Source organism: Oceanobacillus sp. FSL W7-1309 (genome assembly GCF_038002145.1).
GTDB lineage: Bacteria > Bacillota > Bacilli > Bacillales > Amphibacillaceae > Oceanobacillus > Oceanobacillus profundus.
This window is the reverse complement of sequence record NZ_JBBOBX010000001.1, coordinates 1,900,570-1,917,398: the sequence shown is the minus strand read 5'-3', so window position 1 is coordinate 1,917,398 and position 16,829 is coordinate 1,900,570. Positions and strand designations below refer to the sequence as shown.

The 16,829-nt window shown below is 39.0% G+C and carries 15 protein-coding genes; 9 read left to right on the top strand and 6 right to left on the bottom strand.

The genetic code is table 11. The annotated features are described in order from the left end of the window. Positions 1 to 2 precede the first annotated feature (2 nt). The 3 genes from NST46_RS09050 to uvrA all read right to left on the bottom strand — a co-directional run bounded on the left by NST46_RS09050 (position 3) and on the right by uvrA (position 5,449). A complete protein-coding gene (locus tag NST46_RS09050; protein WP_341137077.1) occupies positions 3 to 1,739 on the bottom strand; it encodes an ABC transporter ATP-binding protein in 1,737 nt (578 codons plus the stop codon). A gap of 354 nt (positions 1,740 to 2,093) precedes the next feature. Further along, the gene (locus tag NST46_RS09045) at positions 2,094 to 2,861 is read right to left on the bottom strand and encodes a MerR family transcriptional regulator (protein ID WP_095312043.1); all 768 of its coding nucleotides are present in this window, start codon (positions 2,859 to 2,861) and stop codon (positions 2,094 to 2,096) included. Positions 2,862 to 2,992: 131 nt separating this feature from the next. Then, positions 2,993 to 5,449, bottom strand: coding sequence for an excinuclease ABC subunit UvrA (gene uvrA, locus NST46_RS09040; RefSeq protein WP_095312041.1), 2,457 nt, complete (start codon positions 5,447 to 5,449; stop codon positions 2,993 to 2,995). A 473-nt stretch (positions 5,450 to 5,922) separates the two neighbouring features. Between uvrA and NST46_RS09035 the strand changes: the two genes are divergently transcribed. The 8 genes from NST46_RS09035 (at position 5,923) to NST46_RS09000 (ending at position 14,032) form a co-directional block, all read left to right on the top strand. Beyond that, the gene (locus NST46_RS09035) at positions 5,923 to 6,645 is read left to right on the top strand and encodes a MerR family transcriptional regulator (protein ID WP_339315516.1); all 723 of its coding nucleotides are present in this window, start codon (positions 5,923 to 5,925) and stop codon (positions 6,643 to 6,645) included. Positions 6,646 to 7,071: 426 nt separating this feature from the next. Next, the gene (gene rfbA, locus NST46_RS09030) at positions 7,072 to 8,004 is read left to right on the top strand and encodes a glucose-1-phosphate thymidylyltransferase RfbA (protein ID WP_303448280.1); all 933 of its coding nucleotides are present in this window, start codon (positions 7,072 to 7,074) and stop codon (positions 8,002 to 8,004) included. Then, entirely contained in the window at positions 7,997 to 9,037 is a 1,041-nt protein-coding gene (rfbB, locus tag NST46_RS09025) for a dTDP-glucose 4,6-dehydratase (protein WP_341137076.1), read from the top strand. Before rfbA ends, rfbB begins: the two co-directional genes overlap by 8 nt. Next, complete coding sequence (locus NST46_RS09020) at positions 9,010 to 10,026, top strand: glycosyltransferase family 2 protein (protein ID WP_303448278.1); 1,017 nt, start codon at positions 9,010 to 9,012, stop codon at positions 10,024 to 10,026. Before rfbB ends, NST46_RS09020 begins: the two co-directional genes overlap by 28 nt. Positions 10,027 to 10,185: 159 nt before the next feature. After that, a complete protein-coding gene (locus NST46_RS09015; RefSeq protein ID WP_340002773.1) occupies positions 10,186 to 10,872 on the top strand; it encodes a GNAT family N-acetyltransferase in 687 nt (228 codons plus the stop codon). A 3-nt stretch (positions 10,873 to 10,875) separates the two neighbouring features. Next, positions 10,876 to 11,232, top strand: a complete 357-nt coding sequence (locus NST46_RS09010) for an EamA family transporter (RefSeq protein WP_095312025.1) — start codon at positions 10,876 to 10,878, stop codon at positions 11,230 to 11,232. Positions 11,233 to 11,238: 6 nt separating this feature from the next. Further along, entirely contained in the window at positions 11,239 to 12,369 is a 1,131-nt protein-coding gene (rffA, locus tag NST46_RS09005) for a dTDP-4-amino-4,6-dideoxygalactose transaminase (protein WP_340002772.1), read from the top strand. Then, the gene (locus tag NST46_RS09000) at positions 12,332 to 14,032 is read left to right on the top strand and encodes a DUF6044 family protein (RefSeq protein WP_341137075.1); all 1,701 of its coding nucleotides are present in this window, start codon (positions 12,332 to 12,334) and stop codon (positions 14,030 to 14,032) included. Before rffA ends, NST46_RS09000 begins: the two co-directional genes overlap by 38 nt. A gap of 69 nt (positions 14,033 to 14,101) precedes the next feature. Here NST46_RS09000 and NST46_RS08995 read toward each other — a convergent pair whose 3' ends face one another. From NST46_RS08995 to NST46_RS08985, 3 genes are all read right to left on the bottom strand, one after another. Beyond that, positions 14,102 to 14,677 (bottom strand): DUF6434 domain-containing protein, encoded by a 576-nt coding sequence (locus NST46_RS08995; RefSeq protein WP_095312019.1) that lies wholly within the window; start codon positions 14,675 to 14,677, stop codon positions 14,102 to 14,104. A gap of 196 nt (positions 14,678 to 14,873) precedes the next feature. Beyond that, the gene (locus NST46_RS08990; protein ID WP_095312017.1) at positions 14,874 to 15,464 is read right to left on the bottom strand and encodes a lysophospholipid acyltransferase family protein; all 591 of its coding nucleotides are present in this window, start codon (positions 15,462 to 15,464) and stop codon (positions 14,874 to 14,876) included. Positions 15,465 to 15,633: 169 nt separating this feature from the next. After that, positions 15,634 to 16,182 (bottom strand): efflux RND transporter permease subunit, encoded by a 549-nt coding sequence (locus tag NST46_RS08985; RefSeq protein ID WP_445321726.1) that lies wholly within the window; start codon positions 16,180 to 16,182, stop codon positions 15,634 to 15,636. A 302-nt stretch (positions 16,183 to 16,484) separates the two neighbouring features. Here NST46_RS08985 and csaA point away from each other — a divergent pair, with 302 nt between their 5' ends. Then, positions 16,485 to 16,817 carry a chaperone CsaA gene (csaA, locus tag NST46_RS08980; RefSeq protein ID WP_118889255.1) on the top strand — a complete coding sequence of 111 codons (333 nt, stop codon included), beginning with the start codon at positions 16,485 to 16,487 and terminating at the stop codon, positions 16,815 to 16,817. The last annotated feature ends 12 nt before the right edge of the window (positions 16,818 to 16,829 follow it).

The following is a 16,829-nucleotide window of genomic DNA, read 5'->3' as shown; positions in this document are numbered from 1 at the left end:
TTCTACGTCAGCTGCTGCTCCGCAAATTCACGATAAAGCGAATGCGATGCTGTTAATTCCTGATGTGTACCCATTCCTGTTACTTGCCCTTTTTCAATAAAAATAATCTTATCTGCATCAACAATTGTTGATAACCTGTGGGCAATGACGAATGTTGTACGGCCTTCCATTAATCGTGTTAACGCTTCTTGGACAGCATGCTCTGATTGGCTATCTAAGCTCGCCGTTGCTTCATCTAGCATTAAAATCTTAGGATCACGCAAGAAAGCTCTGGCGATATTAATTCGCTGCCGCTGTCCACCAGATAATTTCACACCGCGCTCCCCTACTTCTGTGTCCAAGCCTTTTGCAAATGTTTCAATAAATTGATCGGCATAAGCCATTTTGGCAACTTCCCATAAACGCTCCTCGGAAATATCCGTTGCATCACTTAGTCCATAAGTTAAATTCTCCCGGATTGTTCCAGCCATCATGGCACTTTCCTGTGAAACATAACCAATTTGGCTGCGCCATGATGCAAGTGACAATTCTTGGATTGGCGTATCGCCAATTCGTACCTCTCCTGTTGTTGGCTCATAATATCGTTCAATCAATCCGAATAAGGTTGTCTTTCCACCACCACTCGGTCCTGCAAAAGCGATCATTTCACCAGGAAGTGCCTCGAAAGTAACATTTTTAATAACCGGTTCGTCATCACTATATGCAAATGACACGTTCGAAACAGCGATCGGTTGGTTCGCAATATCTTTATCTTTACCTTCTTGACCGGCTTCCTCTGGAATTTCCAAAATCTCAATAATCCGCTCCGTAGCACCTTTTGCCTTTTGCAATTCTGTGAAAAACATTGCAAAAGTCGTAATTGGAAAAATGATTTGGAATAAATACAGTAAAAACGCAACAAGTGAACCTGTGGACATCGTTCCTTCTGCAACACGGATTCCACCATAACCAATAATGACAACAATAACGAACATGACAATGGTATACATGAATGGTCCGATTAAAGCAAAGATACGAGCCTCTTTCAGTCCATAGCTTAATAGTTTTCCAATTCCAGTAATTCCTTTTGTTGCTTCAGCTTGTTCCGCTGTAGATGCCTTCATTAAACGGATTTCACTGATTGTTTGTTGAATTTTACCATTAAAGGTTGCAGTCTCATCCTGCAAGTTCTTTGAGATCTTTGCCATCCTAGTACCTAAAGGAATCATGATTGCTACGGTAACTGGAACAGCGATAAGCATCATTAATGTCATTTTCCAGTCCATAATAAATAAAATTACTACTGCACCAATAATCGAAATAAGACCAGTAATAAATTGCGGGAAATGCTGTGATATTAAATGTTTCACAATCCCTGTATCATTAATGACGCGACTAACAGATTCCCCACTTGCTTGTTTATCAAAATAGCTAACTGGCAAACGGATCAGCTTGAGCCACATCATCTGACGCAGTCTTGCAACGATTTTTTGTCCAACTGCAGCGAGTAAATAGGTGGATAGCCCATCGATTACTGCTTGAATAATAAACACCGCAAGAATAGCAATAACGAGTGTTGCGCTTAGCGAAGCGACAGAGAAGCCATCTACTAGCTCTCTCGTTAATATCGGAATAGTCAATCCGACAAGTGTTGTAATCAGACTCCCAATTAGACCGAATGTTAATGCTGCTTTTGGGATTTTTGCAGAAACAATTAAAGATATAAACGGTTTAATTCCATTTTTTTGTGATTTTTCCATTTGAAAACTCCTGTCATTGCATTTTAATTATAAACGGGGAAAAGCCCCCTTAGTCCTCCTACTATTGTACCATTCAATACTATAGCACAGACTCTGCAATCCTGCTTTTATAACGAATTACTTTCTTTTTTTTCTAAAATAGAAATATAGCAATCTGATTTTATACTGTTTTTTATCCCTTTTAATAAAGTGAAACTCCATTCAGTGGGGCCCTTTTGCCCCCACGGAGTGTTAGCTGGGCAGAATCAGGAATTTACGGACTGTTTTCCCCCATCTTCACACGTTTTGGTTGCCTTCGGTTTAGGGATGGGGGTATTACAGACCGTTAATGCGCGACAAATCGAAACAGCATTTCTATTCCATCCCTGCTTCTTTCATATAATATTCCATCGCTTGATTAAGCCATTTCTGTTCATCTTCTGTGAAAGGAGAAGGGGCTAGATTTTCTAACTCTTGAATATCCAGTTCTTCTACTTCAGCATCGGCTAGCTGCTGCACTAAATCATCACCAAGAAATTCAAATGAAGCTTCTATAAAGGCTTTAATCATTTTTTGCACTTCTTGATCCTGTATAGGTTTTCCATATAATTTTTTAACCTCTTTAGCCATCTGTATAAAGGTTTTATCTAAGGTGATTTTCTCCTTTTCCGTTTTCTTGGACAACTTCTCAACCACTACCGTAAGATTGTGCCTTTCCAGCCATTCATTCTGTATACTTTCCGTTTGCATACTATGAATAAGGCTGAATAAAATGGCACTATCCACTCCTCCTTCTTCTTCAAGTACCTTAATGACCCTCTGAATAGTTGTCATGGACTGCTCGATTCGCTCTTTATCTTTTTTTAATACTTCTAACTGAAGGGCTAATGTCTCATTTAAGTCAACAGTAATAATCGATTGATGTAATAAATTCGTGATTTTTTCTAAGCTGTAACCTAGAAACTTTAGACTGACAATTTTTTGCAGGGTAAGAATATCTTGATGTTTGTATATACGGTGACCCGATGATGGATGTTTTTCAGGTTGTAAAAGACCGATTTCATCATAGTAATGTAACGTACGAATCGATACCCCTGTCTTTTCTGAAAACTCTCCAATGGAATACCTGTTAATTTCCCCCATAACAATTCCTCCCTCATATAAACATATTCTTATTATAAGACCTCACGTAACTGGAGGTTCAAGAGCGAATCGGAAAAAATCTATATAAGTTTACAATGGAGAAACTACTTTCAATTTTGTCGTTAGCATCTTTACAAAAATGCTGCTGTATGAGATTTTTCTACTTTTGAAATCGATTCAGGTGTTCCCTCAGCTACAAGTAGTCCACCAGCATTACCACCTTCCGGACCAAGATCAATCACCCAGTCTGATTCACGAATAACATCACTATTATGCTCCACAATAATGACCGTGTTCCCGGCGTCTACAAGCCGGTTTAATAAAAGCAGCAGTCTTTTAACATCACTGGGGTGCAAGCCTGTCGATGGCTCGTCCAATAGGTAGAGTGTCGATTTATTCGACGGTTTATTTAATTCCTTTGCCAGTTTGAGTCGTTGTCCTTCCCCACCAGATAGTGTTTTAACGGATTGGCCCCAATTTAAATAGCCGAGTCCAATTTCACATAAAAGCTGTGTTACTTGGAATATCTTCTTTTGCCCTTCAAAAAGTGGCAAACTCTCTTCAATCGACATATCAAGCAGCTGCGTAATTGAATAGCCTTTATATGTTACTTCTAATATGGTTTCTTTAAATCTGTTGCCACGGCATACTGGACATTGCACCTCAAGGTCTGGAAGGAAATGCATATTGGTTGTTACAAATCCAAGTCCTTGGCAATGTTCACATCTTCCTCCAACTGTATTGAATGAAAAATCTTTTGGCTTAAGCTTTCTTTCCTTGGCTTCCGGTAAGCTTGCAAAAAGGTTGCGTAATGGTGTAAAGACGTCTGTATACGTAGCAATATTGGAACGCTGCATTCGACTAAGCGGTGATTGATTCACCGTGATGACTCGTTCAATATTCTCATGACCAGAAACTTTCTGACAGCCGTTATATACACCCGTTTCAAATGAAGCAAGCAAGTCAAAGACTAACGTTGATTTCCCAGATCCCGATACACCTGTTACAGAGACAAATTTACCTAAGGGAAAGGATACAGTAATATCTTTTAAATTATGTTTTGTCGCATGATGAACTGTTAAATACTGTCCTGTTCCTTCACGACGTTGCCTTGCTTCTTGACGACCTTCTTTTAGGTAAGCCCCAGTAATTGACTTCTCTTGACTCATTAGCTCCTCTAAGCTGCCTTCACCAACTACGGTTCCACCACGGTTGCCAGCACCAGGTCCCATATCAATAATATGGTCAGCTTCACGCATCACATCTGCATCATGCTCGATTACAAGAACGGTATTTCCTAAATCACGTAACTGTTTCATTACACGTACGAGACCTTTTGTATCCTTTGGATGCAGCCCAGCTGTCGGTTCATCTAGAATGTAAAGTACACCAGTTAATCCAGAACCAATAATCGAGGCCAATCGAAGTCGCTGCGCTTCCCCACCTGATAGCGATATCGTTTGGCGATCTAATGATAAATAGCCTAAACCAACATTAATAATTCGGGTAACCTTCTCGATCAAGTCTAGTAAAAATGTTTCTACAACCTCTTCTGCTTCGTGGGATAGCGATGCATGAAGATCCGTTAACCATGTTTGCATATCTTCTAAAGGAAAACTTGATACATTCGTGATCGATGTATTTGCTACAAGCACTTCTCTCATCTCTTTCTTTAGCCTTTTCCCCTTACAGTCTGGACATTGATTCGAAAAGAACAACTCGGCTTCTCCTGAATTTCCACCCTTTTCAATGTACCTTCTCCACATTCCAGTTAGAACACCCTCGAATTTCCCTTTAGCAACGGTTTTTGGTGGCTTTACATCCGGAAAGTGAGTAGTGAACTTCTCATCTTCTACTCCGTAATAGAGTAAATCACGAGCGACATCATCCAATTCTTTTAAGGCTGAGTTTTCATCTAAAGTGATTCCATAATAAGCAGCAGCATTTTTTACGATATCTCTTAGATAATCTCCATATGCCCCTGTCCAAATTTTAACTCCACCCTCTTTTAAGCTAAGCTCCTGATCAAATACCGAGTCGAGATGAATTTCAGAAACTTTACCAAGACCATCACATGTCTCACAAGCACCCTCCGGCTTATTATAAGAGAAATGAGACCGTGTTAATTTCTCCAAGCGATGATCACAATGCGGACAATGAATAAATTGCTTAAACCCTGTTTCTTCGTTATATTCTTCTTTATCGATAGTTGGTAAAATCATATATTGGCAATTCTGGCAAGGGCGCTCTCCTAACTTTTCGTAAATCAGGCGCAGGTAGGTATACATATCTGTTACGGTTCCAACGGTTGAGCGAGGGTTTCGATTCGTGACATGCTGTCCAACACTGATTGATGGGGAAAGCCCAATCATAGAGTCGACTTTCGGTTTACTTATTCCGTCTGTAACCATTCCCATTGATTCCATGTATTGTCGTTGGCATTCCCGTTGGAGCGTGTCCAATGCCAGTGTAGATTTTCCTGACCCGGAAGGACCAGTTAAAACAACAAACTTGTGCTTTGGAATATCCAATGAAATATTTTTCAGGTTGTGCTCACGCGCACCTTTTATACGTATCGATTCGTTCAAATTCATTCCTCCTATTCATTTGCGTTACAGTATGTGTTCAAAAGGAGGATAAAAAGGACCAAGAAGTTCGAGGCGGCGTAGCTTTGAGTAGCGGAACGTATGGGTTTAATACGTGAGCAGACGTTCTTGCACGCAGGAAAAGCGTTTTTTCTTTTCCAAGGAACGGAAAAGCAAGCCAACGAGCTTCCGCAGGATGTGGTGACTTCGATGTTCGACACAGGACGTGTCGGTATTTAATCGAAGGTCTACTGTTCTTGATGTGTCATTTTTACCGGACTTTTTGAACAACCTCTTACAGTACTATTGTATAACATTAATGCAATTGATAAGGTTATAGTAAATAACAACTGATACATCACGTTATTTTTAAATTAATCCGTCATGGTACTTGAAGGTTCTTTTACATGGATTTATACTTTTCTGGAACGTCGGAATTGGTCTTTAAATTAGGATGGGATAAGGGTGATTTTTTTATGATTAAACCAATTGAGATTGCAAAGAAATTAGGTATTAGTACAAGTGCATTGCGTCATTACGAATCGTGGGGTATTGTCCCACCTCCAGAACGTTCAGCTAATGGCTATCGCATATATACAGAGGAACACGTCGCTTACTTTGAATGTATACGGGCGATGAATTCAGGTTTTGGTATGCATCTAATACGTCAAATTATGCCACTTATTCAAGAAAATAAACTAACGGAAGCGCTATGGATTGTAAATGAAGCTCAAGCAAAGCAACATCAGGAAAAGCTCAAAGCAGAGCAGGCACTGCAAGCTTTAGAGTTGGAAGAGCTTGAGCATTTCTCTACTCGGCTAACGAAGGAATTTTATTCTATACGTGAGGTTGCAGATAAAATTGATGTGCCTACCTCTACACTCAGGCATTGGGAAAAGGAAAAATTAATTACTCCTAAACGAGATCCTGAGAATGGTTATCGAATCTATAGCCGCTCTGACATACGAAAGCTATTAATTATTCGCACGATACGTTCGGCTGTTTTTTATTTAGATATTGTTCGCGATGTTGTGAATGAAATCGATCATGATAATCTTGCACATGCTAGAAAACTAGCAAAGGACTCTCTTGTTTATATGGATTATTTAATTATGGAACGGCTTCGTGGTGGATATTATCTGTATAAATTATATGAGAAAGTAAAGCCCTCTCCAATTAAAAGAGACTCACCCTGTTGAAGGTGATCTCTTTTTTTTATGCTTTTGAGGAGTGGTAGGGTTGTCTGTTTGGTTAGGATGTAATCAATGGGCTGTATGTCTGGGTAGTGCTTTACGACATAGGGATGGTGCTTTATTTCTTAGAGATAGTGCCTTATTTTTGCGAATGGTGCTTTATTTTATAGAGATGGTGTCTTATTTTTGCGAATGGTGCTTTATTTTATAAAGATGGTGTCTTATTTCTGTGGTTAGTGCTTTATTTTATAGAGATAGTGTCTTATTTCTGTAGATAGTGCTATATGTCAAAGCATGACATCAAATTGTAATCACAGTGTAAGATTATTTTTTTGTGGGGAGGGCATAGATTAGAAGCAACTATTTTAATGAACAGGGAACTCTTATTAGTTCGTTTCATAGGATGCACTGCTTTTAAGGGAGTGATTTGGAATGAAAGGGATTATTTTAGCTGGAGGTAGTGGTACTAGGCTATACCCGAGTACGAATTCAGTAAACAAGCATCTATTAGCTATTTACGATAAGCCGATGATTTATTATCCATTATCGGTTCTTATGCTCGGCGGTATTAGAGAAATTATGATTATCAGTACACCAGAAGATATTGGTAGGTTCGAAGAGATGCTTGGTGATGGATCTGCGTTTGGTATTCAGATTGAATATGAAGTACAACGCGAGCCAAAGGGTATTCCACAAGCATTGACAATCGCAGAGGAGTTTATTGCAGACGATAAGGTAACACTCATTCTTGCCGATAATATTTTCTTTGGGCATGGGTTTACGACATTGTTCCGAAAAGCAATTAAAAATCACCGACACGCAACTGTTTTCGGGTATCGTGTAAAGGACCCTGAGCGTTTTGGTGTCGTTGACTTTGACCATCATCAAAGAGTCATTTCAATAGAAGAAAAGCCGGAGCATCCAAAATCGGATTTCGCTGTTACCGGACTATATATTTACGATCAGCAGGCTATTAAATTAGCAAAAAAGCTGAAACCCTCCAAACGTGGCGAGTTAGAAATCACAGACTTAAACAAACAGTATTTAATGCGAAACCAGTTAGATGTAGAATTACTTGGAAGAGGTTTTACATGGATGGACGCTGGAACCCACGAATCTCTATTTGAAGCTACTGAATTTATCCGAATCACCCAAAAGCGTCAAGGATTCAAACTAGCTTGTATTGAGGAGATTGCCTATTACCTTGGCTATATTTCAAAACAAGCACTCTATGAAAAAGGTAAAGCCATGGAAAAAAACGATTATGGCCAGTATTTACTCGAAATTGCTGACCGCAAATATACACAGCAATATTGGGATTCGATTGAACATCATCCAATGTTAGGACTGGTGCAAAATGAATAAGCTAAAGCAAACGATACTCATTACAGGCGGAGCTGGGTTTATTGGCTCTAATTTCATAACTTATTTTATGAAAAAGTATCCTAACAGAAAGATTCTAAATATAGACAAACTTACCTATGCAGGCAAGACAGACAATTTAACTGAAGTGGAAAACCTTGAAAACTATCATTTTATTCATGGCGACATTACGGATGATAATCTTGTTAACCAGTTATTTCAGGAACATGATATTACCGGAATTATCAATTTCGCATCAGAGTCGCATGTTGACCGATCAATTAATGATGCCAAAGCATTTGGCCATTCTAATATTCTTGGAACACTGACACTTCTGCAAGCAGCACAATTAGACTGGGAGAAAAAAGGAGAACTAAGCAATCGACGCTTCCATCAAATTTCTACGGATGAAGTATATGGCTCCTTAGATAGTGAAGGTGTCTTTTCAGAGGAGACTCCTTATGATCCACGTAATCCTTATAGTGCTTCCAAAGCAAGTGCAAACTTACTTGCAAGAAGCTTCGGGTATACGTATGGCATGAATGTTGTTATCTCCTCTAGTTCCAATAACTATGGACCAAAACAGCATGAGGAAAAGCTAATCCCAACGATTATTTCAAACGCTTTAGCGGGAAAGTCAATTCCAATCTATGGTGATGGAAAAAATATTCGCGATTGGCTCTATGTAATGGATCACTGCAAAGCTATAGATTTAATCTTCCACTATGGACAAACTCAAGCCACATATAATGTTGGTGGAAGCAATGAAAAAACGAATATCGAGATAGCAGCACAGGTGTGCGAAATACTTGATGAACTAGCATACAATAAAAGATCAGCACTTTCTATCGATAGCTTTAAAGACTTAATTACGTTTACTGAAGACCGTAGAGGCCATGACCGACGATATGCTGTCGATGCTTCTAAACTTACAAATGAACTGGGCTGGAAACCAACCGAGGACTTTACAGAAGGACTTCGGAAAACAGTGGAAGGCTATGTACAAAAATGGAAGCAAACAAGCCTGATCCATTAATTTCTGTTGTCATTCCTGTTTATGGTTGTGAGACCTGTTTAATTGAGCTTTGCAATCGAATAAAAAATACCGTTACAGCTATTCCAGCCCAATACGAAATTATTCTTGTAAACGATGCAAGCCCCGACAATGCTTGGGAGAGAATTAAACAGTTAAGTGAACAGGATAAACAGATTAAAGGAATTGATTTTGCACGAAACTTTGGACAACATCATGCCATTACTGCTGGTCTTGATTACGCGAATGGCGACTGGGTTGTCGTGATGGATTGTGATCTTCAGGATCGACCAGAAGAAATTGCTAAATTATATGCGAAAGCACTGGATGGCTATGAAGTTGTTTTCGGCAAGCGAATGGAACGCCAAGACAACTGGTGGAAGAAAAAGTCATCACAAGCCTTTTACCGGGTCTATGACTATTTCACAAATAGCAATTCCGACTATATGGCGGCTAATTTCAGCATTAATGCGAAAAAAGTTGTTATGGGATTCCGGCAGATGCGTGAGCAAAATCGCTTCTTCCCCTTATTTATTCAATGGATGGGATATAAAACCATTCATATTCCCATCGAACATGATGCAAGAAAAGAAGGAAAGTCGTCTTATAATTTGAAGAAGCTTATCAACTTAGCAACCGATGCGATCATATCGCAGTCAAATAAGCCGCTGCGCTTGTCGATTCAATTTGGGTTTATACTTGCTGTTGCATCTTTTCTTTATGGTTTGTACTTATTTATACGCTACTTCTTTCTTGATGTACCTGTTCCAGGATGGACAAGTGTTATGGTATCCCTATTCTTTATTGGGGGACTAATCTTCTTCAACTTTGGCATCCTTGGACTTTATATCGGGAAAATTTTTAATGAAGTAAAAGGACGGCCATTATACTTAATTCGAGAAACGACTGATGATAACAGCACAAAAGCGCAAGCGCCCGGGTTGCGACGTACGGACTGGACTGAGCCGCAGGAGATAAAGGAAACACGATGAGCGAAAGCGAATCGATGTTGACTTATCGTACGGAGGTGAGGGAAGTCTCGCTAGTCGCTGGGCGCTGGAGCTGGACGTGGCTATTTCGGCAACTGAATTATATACAACATTCAATTTTATTATTTGCTAGAACATGGGAAATCGGAGCTGATTAGAACAATGGAAAATTACTTACAATCTACTCCCTGGGACAAACGGAGTTTTATTATTGATACGTACGAAGTAACCTCCAGTTCAGAGGAGGCATTAAAACAAACGAATAACATAGAAGGTCATTTCACATTAAAAGTCGATCCGTTGGAGAACACGGAAAATCTAAAGAAATATGGATTTTATTATGCGGATACACTTACAGAACCAATGTGCAAGGCAGAGAACTTTGAACCGTATGAACAGCAAGGAATTGAAATGTCACGTCAGTATGAACGAGATGAAATTTTAGAAATCGCGGAAGAAGCGTTTAAAGGCGGACGTTTCCATCGTGACTTTAACATTCCGAACCATATGGCAGATAAACGCTACATGAATTGGGTGCATGATCTGATCGAAAAGGACCTTATTATAGCACTTATCTATGAAGGGAAAACTGCCGGGTTTTATGCTTATGAAAATGATAAAATACTGCTTCTGGCTATGTCTAAAAACTATCGCGGAAAAGGGCTTGCCAAGGCCTTTACAAGCTATTGTGTTCAAGAGCAATTCGCCATGGGCCACTCAGAATTAAAAACATCCATCTCACCGTCTAACGTCGCATCTTTAAACGTATTTATTAGTTTAGGATTCCGGCTACGCAAATCAACCGATGTGTACCATAAATTAAATGGTTCCATTCCGTATGGAGGCTGACAAATGGGTTATTTGTATATTTTTGGAACCATCGCATTTACCGTCTATGGACAGCTCATTTTAAAATGGAAGATTGACCAACAAGGAAACTTGCCAGAGCCATTCATGGATAAGATTATCTTTTTGCTGCAGCTACTCTTAAATCCATGGATTATTTCCGGGTTTCTTGCAGCGTTCTGTGCTGCCCTATGCTGGATGGCGGCAATGACAAAATTTGATATTAGCTACGCTTACCCGTTTATGAGCATATCATTTGTATTGGTGTTTATCTTGTCAGCTTTCCTTTTTCAAGAACCAATCACCATGCAAAAAGCAATAGGTATGGCATTTGTTGTACTTGGAATTATCGTAATGAGGTGATAAAAATTGATTCCTTTTAACCAACCATGCAAAATCGGAACAGAAATAGAAGCTATCCAACATGTTTTAGCAGAGAACAAGTTTTCCGGAAATGGTCCTTTCGGGAAAAAGTGTACAGACTGGTTTGAACGCGAGCTTCCATGTAAACGTGCAATTCTAACGCCTTCCTGTACTGCGGCCTTGGAGATGACTGCATTACTAACAGCGGTCGGGGAAGGCGATGAAGTAATCCTCCCTTCCTATACGTTCGTTTCTACAGCAAATGCTTTTGCACTTCGAGGAGCCTCACTGCGTTTTGTCGATGTAGATCCATCCACGATGAACATTGCGCCAGATCGGATTGCTGCTGCAGTGACAGACAAAACTAAGGCAATCGTCGTTGTGCACTATGCAGGAGTTGCCTGTGATATGGACGCCATTATGGAAATTGCGAACGAGCACAGGCTTTGGGTAATTGAAGATGCTGCACAAGGTGTCATGAGTACCTATAAAGGGAAGGCACTCGGAACGATTGGACACCTTGGAACGTATAGCTTTCATGAAACAAAAAACTATACATCTGGAGAAGGTGGAGCTCTTATAATTAATGACTCATCCCTTATTGAACGGGCAGAAATATTACAAGAAAAAGGAACAGACCGTTCCAAGTTCATGAAAGGAATGGTCGATAAGTATACCTGGCGAGATATTGGTTCCTCTTATCTATTAAGTGAGTTGAATGCAGCTTATTTGGCTGTTCAGCTTGAACATGCAGAAACGATAAATAACAACCGTTTACGTACGTGGGAACAGTATGCGACCGGACTTGGAACCTTAATCGAAGAAAGGATTATAGAGGGACCGCATATACCTGCGGACTGTGAGCATAACGCCCATATGTTTTATATTAAAACGAAAGATGAACAAGAGCGCTCCGAGCTCATTTCTTATTTAAAGGAAAATAATATGATGGCTGTCTCCCATTATGTCCCATTACATTCAGCAAAAGCTGGACAAGAGTTCGGGAAATTTATCGGGAAGGACCAGTACACAACGTCGGGTAGTGAAAGAATCGTTCGACTGCCACTTTATTATGGAATAAATACGAAGGATGTCAGCCATGTTATCGAAACGATTAAACTTTTTTATCAAAAATAAATACATGTTGATTGCGTGTATTATCCTCATAGGATATCTCCTCCCCTATTACCTTTTAGGTGAGGACACGCATATTCGTTTGCATGATAATTTAGATTCAAATATCGTATGGTATAAAATTCTTGCCGAGAGTGGACAGATTTTCACATTGACAGATACCACATTGCCAAACGTAATCAATGGTTTACCAAGAAGCGCCCTTCCTTCCGGATTCGATGCTGTCGTATGGCTTTATGTGCTTTTTGAACCAATGACAGCTTATAGTATCAGTCAAACGATTATGCGGTTTGCTGCGCTTTTTGGCATGTATTTTCTACTGTCGAAGCATATTTTCCGAGCAGGCTCTAATACATACATACACATCATTACAGTTGGAGCTTCTCTAGGGTTTGCAATGCTTCCCTATTGGCCATCAGGGGTTTTATCAATTGCTGGTATCCCACTAGCGTTGTATTTGTTTTTAACAATTCGAAAAAATGGTTGGGATGTACCGAAATATCTTTGGATTCTTTTATTCATCATCCCATTCTTTTCGAATTTTGTACTTAGCTTTGTCTTTTTCCTTGGATTACTAGGCATTCTTTGGTTGATTGACTGGATAAGGTCAAAACAAATAAATTGGCCATTTTTCACTGCAATTATTGCCATGACAGGCATCTATTTAATCAAAGATTATTTGCTTATCGTATCCATGTTTTTTGATGAGGGCTTTACTTCCCATCGTGATGAATTAGACCTTGGTTATAATACGTTCGAACGCAGTGTAGAACTATCGTGGGAAAACTTTCTCTACGGTCATACCCATGACATGGCATTACAAACGTATCTGATCATCCCAACGATTTTATTAGCCTTACTCATTGCAGCATTTAGCAATGTAAAGCCGAGGCTGTTGATGAGCTTTTTCGTATTTAACTTCGCTGTTTCTGTTTGGTATGCATTTTGGTATTGGGAAGGCTGGCGAATGGTGAAAGACAATTTCTCACTAGCAAATACCTTCAACTTTGCTCGTGTGCATTTTCTCGATCCGCCAATTTGGTATATTTGCTTCGCACTAGCACTTGTAATTTTGTGGAAGCATTTAAAATTTGGGAAAGCTATTGCCTGCATTCTAATTTTACTCCAGTGTTTCCTAGCATTCGGATCTACAGAGGAACTAAGATACGGTGCCATTAACACACCAACGTTTAAAGAATTTTATGCTGAGGAACTCTTTGATGAAATTGAGGAATATATTGCAAGGGATCAATCGGATTACCGGGTTGTGAGCATTGGCATGCACCCAACCATCGCACAATATAACGGATTCTATACACTTGATACGTACAACAACTCCTTTCCACTCGAGTATAAGCATGCATTCAGAGAAGTTATTGCTGGAGAACTAGATAAAAGCGCAACATTAGAAAACTACTTTGATACATGGGGTGGTAGATTATATATGTATGTCGCTGAGCATGGTAAAGATTATATGTTTACAAAAAATAGGGATGGAGCTATCGAGCAGCTGGATATCGATACAGAAGCATTGAAAAACCTAGGTGGAGACTATATTCTTTCAGCTGTTCCTATTGAGAATGCGGAAGAACTTGGACTCCAGCATGAGCAAACCTTTGAAACTGATTCATCTATTTGGCGAATTGAGCTTTATTCAGTGTCTTAGGGGGAAGTAGAAAAAACCAGCATACGAACGGGCAGTATGCTGGTTTTTCTACACTTGTTATAAGGCTTGCTACAAAGATGAATGCTTAGAGATGTATTTATTGCTTCCCGGGAGTTTTTTAATCGTATTCCAAGCTTCAATTGCTTCCTTGCGACTTTTCCCTTGATTACTAGGGTCGCCAAAAAAGTCGTGAATAAATTGATTGTATTCAAATTGAGGTGCAATTTGTTTCTTGTACGATGGATCTTTCTTTCGTTCTTCCTCTTTATACCAAGCTTCTACAGCATCTCGATACGTTTTTCCGATATTGTTTTTGAAATAGTTTTGGATATAAGTAGAAAAATGAAAGTCAGAGATAACGGTTTTGAAAAAAGCTCTTACTTGTTGACTGCAACGATGATTTTCTGAAATAACTGTATCAAGACTCAATTCAATCTGTAGCGCTGCTCTGTTCCCTTTTGCTTTTCGAATTGGTTTTTTTATCTCTCCTGTACGAAGGAAAGTCTCAATTCTGTTAGAAATCTCTATTTTGGAACCTGAAGCACTTATTCCGTTTCCTCTGCAAAATATTTGGAGTTCTTCTTTTAACCAATAGAAATCTTTAAAACTTTGGATACTCATGTCTGTTGTTAAATTAGGCCTCAACAATATCGCCTCCATGTTTGATACCTAATTTCATTATAGAACTCTTGTTCCGAACCATCAATAAACATCACGCAATCTTAAATTCAAGGAGTACAAGTTACTATAAGTACCTTTCACTTGGAAGTCGCCTGCTTTACAAGAATATCCTAATAGGTAGAGTACCTATCACTTTTAAGCTGTGAACAGGTACTTTATATTATAATTCGATTTCTTTCTGCAGGCGATTTAATTCCGCGTTCAATTCATCCATCATCATTTCCATCGCTTCTTTTTTCGGGTGATCTTCAGACAAGTAAATGGGTTCGCCGTAAATAATTTTTGCTTTTTTTCTTTTAAATAGTTCCGTGAAATTATTTGGTCCTGTATAAGCAACAGGAACAATCGGAGCTTTCGAATGTGTCGCTATCGTTACTGCCCCTCTTTTTAACGGCGCTTCTTCACTTGTTCTGGTTCCACTAGGGAAAATCCCAACTACTTTGTTATCCTTTAGTAATTTTCGCGGTGTTTTTATCGAACTTGGGCCAGGGTTTTCACGATCAACCGGAAAGGCGTGTAAGTTTTCCATTAGCCATTTTGTAAAACCTGTTTGGAATAACTCCTTCTTTGCCATATAATATATCTTGGTGGGTAATACCGATACGCCTAACCACAATATATCAACCCATCCTGTATGGGTGCATGCTATAATATATCCTCCGGATTGAGGTAAGTTTTCTTTTTGATATACCTTGATTCTGCCAAATAAACTTAAAATGAACTTTAATAAATAAGCTGCAAAATAATACATGGCTTATTCCTCTTTTCTATAATAATAGTATATATCTATTTTAGCATATAGTATTAGTAACTGGTACTAATTTTTATGTGAATGCTGATTGTTATTTTACATTATAGCTTGAAAATAGCAATCCATAAAAAATTCCTCCCAATTCTATTTTGGAAGGAACTCTTATCTTTTATACCGCTTGATCCTCTACTGTCTTTTGTTCTTTACTCCTTGGTTTAAACAATCGACCGAAACCATTTCCTATTGCATTGAATGTACGGTAAACTGCTGGAACTAAAAACAATGTAATCAATGTTGCAAACATCAGTCCAGAAATAACTGCTGTCGCCATTGTTGCTTGATAATTCCCAGTTGTTCCGGTTGCTAATGCAAGTGGCAGCATACCACCAACCGTTGTAAAAGTCGTCATAAAAATTGGTCGAATACGATCTTTACCCGCCTTGACCACTGCATCATTCACAGGAATACCTTCTCTTCGCAATTGGTTTGTTCGATCAATAAGTAGAATCGCATTATTTAATACAATCCCAATAAGCATAATAATTCCCATACCTGACATGATACTTAGCTCTCGTTGCGTGGCGAATAAACCTAAAACAACACCCACAAAGGCCATTGGAATAACCGACATTACAATAATTGGATGTGCTAAATGGTTAAATTGCACGGCCATTACTAGGTATACGAGGAAAATAGAGATAACAAAGATAAGAATCATATCGGTTAGGAGCTCCTGTTGTGTGGACTTAAGACTTATTGAATAAGATAGAATCATACGGACAGTTATACCAGGAAAAAGTAAAAGAAGTGTAACACTTGGAAAATGTCACACTTCTTTACAGAATAATTATTGTATTTTTTCTTGAGTGATAGTTGGCTTTTTAATATTGCCTTCATTTTTATCACTACGGTACTGTTTTTGACTAGCTATATAAAATAACTAAGTATTATATTTTTTCAATTATGAAACACTTGTAGTATAGTAATAGAAAAATATTCAAGGATTGGAGCGTATTTCACATGGCAACAATTGAGGACTTTCAAAAATTAAATATTCGAATTGGTACCATCATCCATGCTGAGCTTTTTAAAGAAGCCCGGAAACCTGCAATAAAGCTAGAAATTGATTTTGGAGCAGAAGTCGGCAAAAAAAATTCATCCGCTCAAATCACAGAACGGTATACTCCCGAACAATTAATCGGCCGACAAGTCGTTGCAGTCGTGAACTTTCCACCAATGCGTATTGCTGGGTATAAATCAGAAGTATTGGTACTTGGAGGTGTTGCAGGTGAAAATGACGTTATCCTGCTTGCGCCAGATGAAGTCGTGGAAAATGGTACGCCGATTGGGTAAGGATTATTCTCC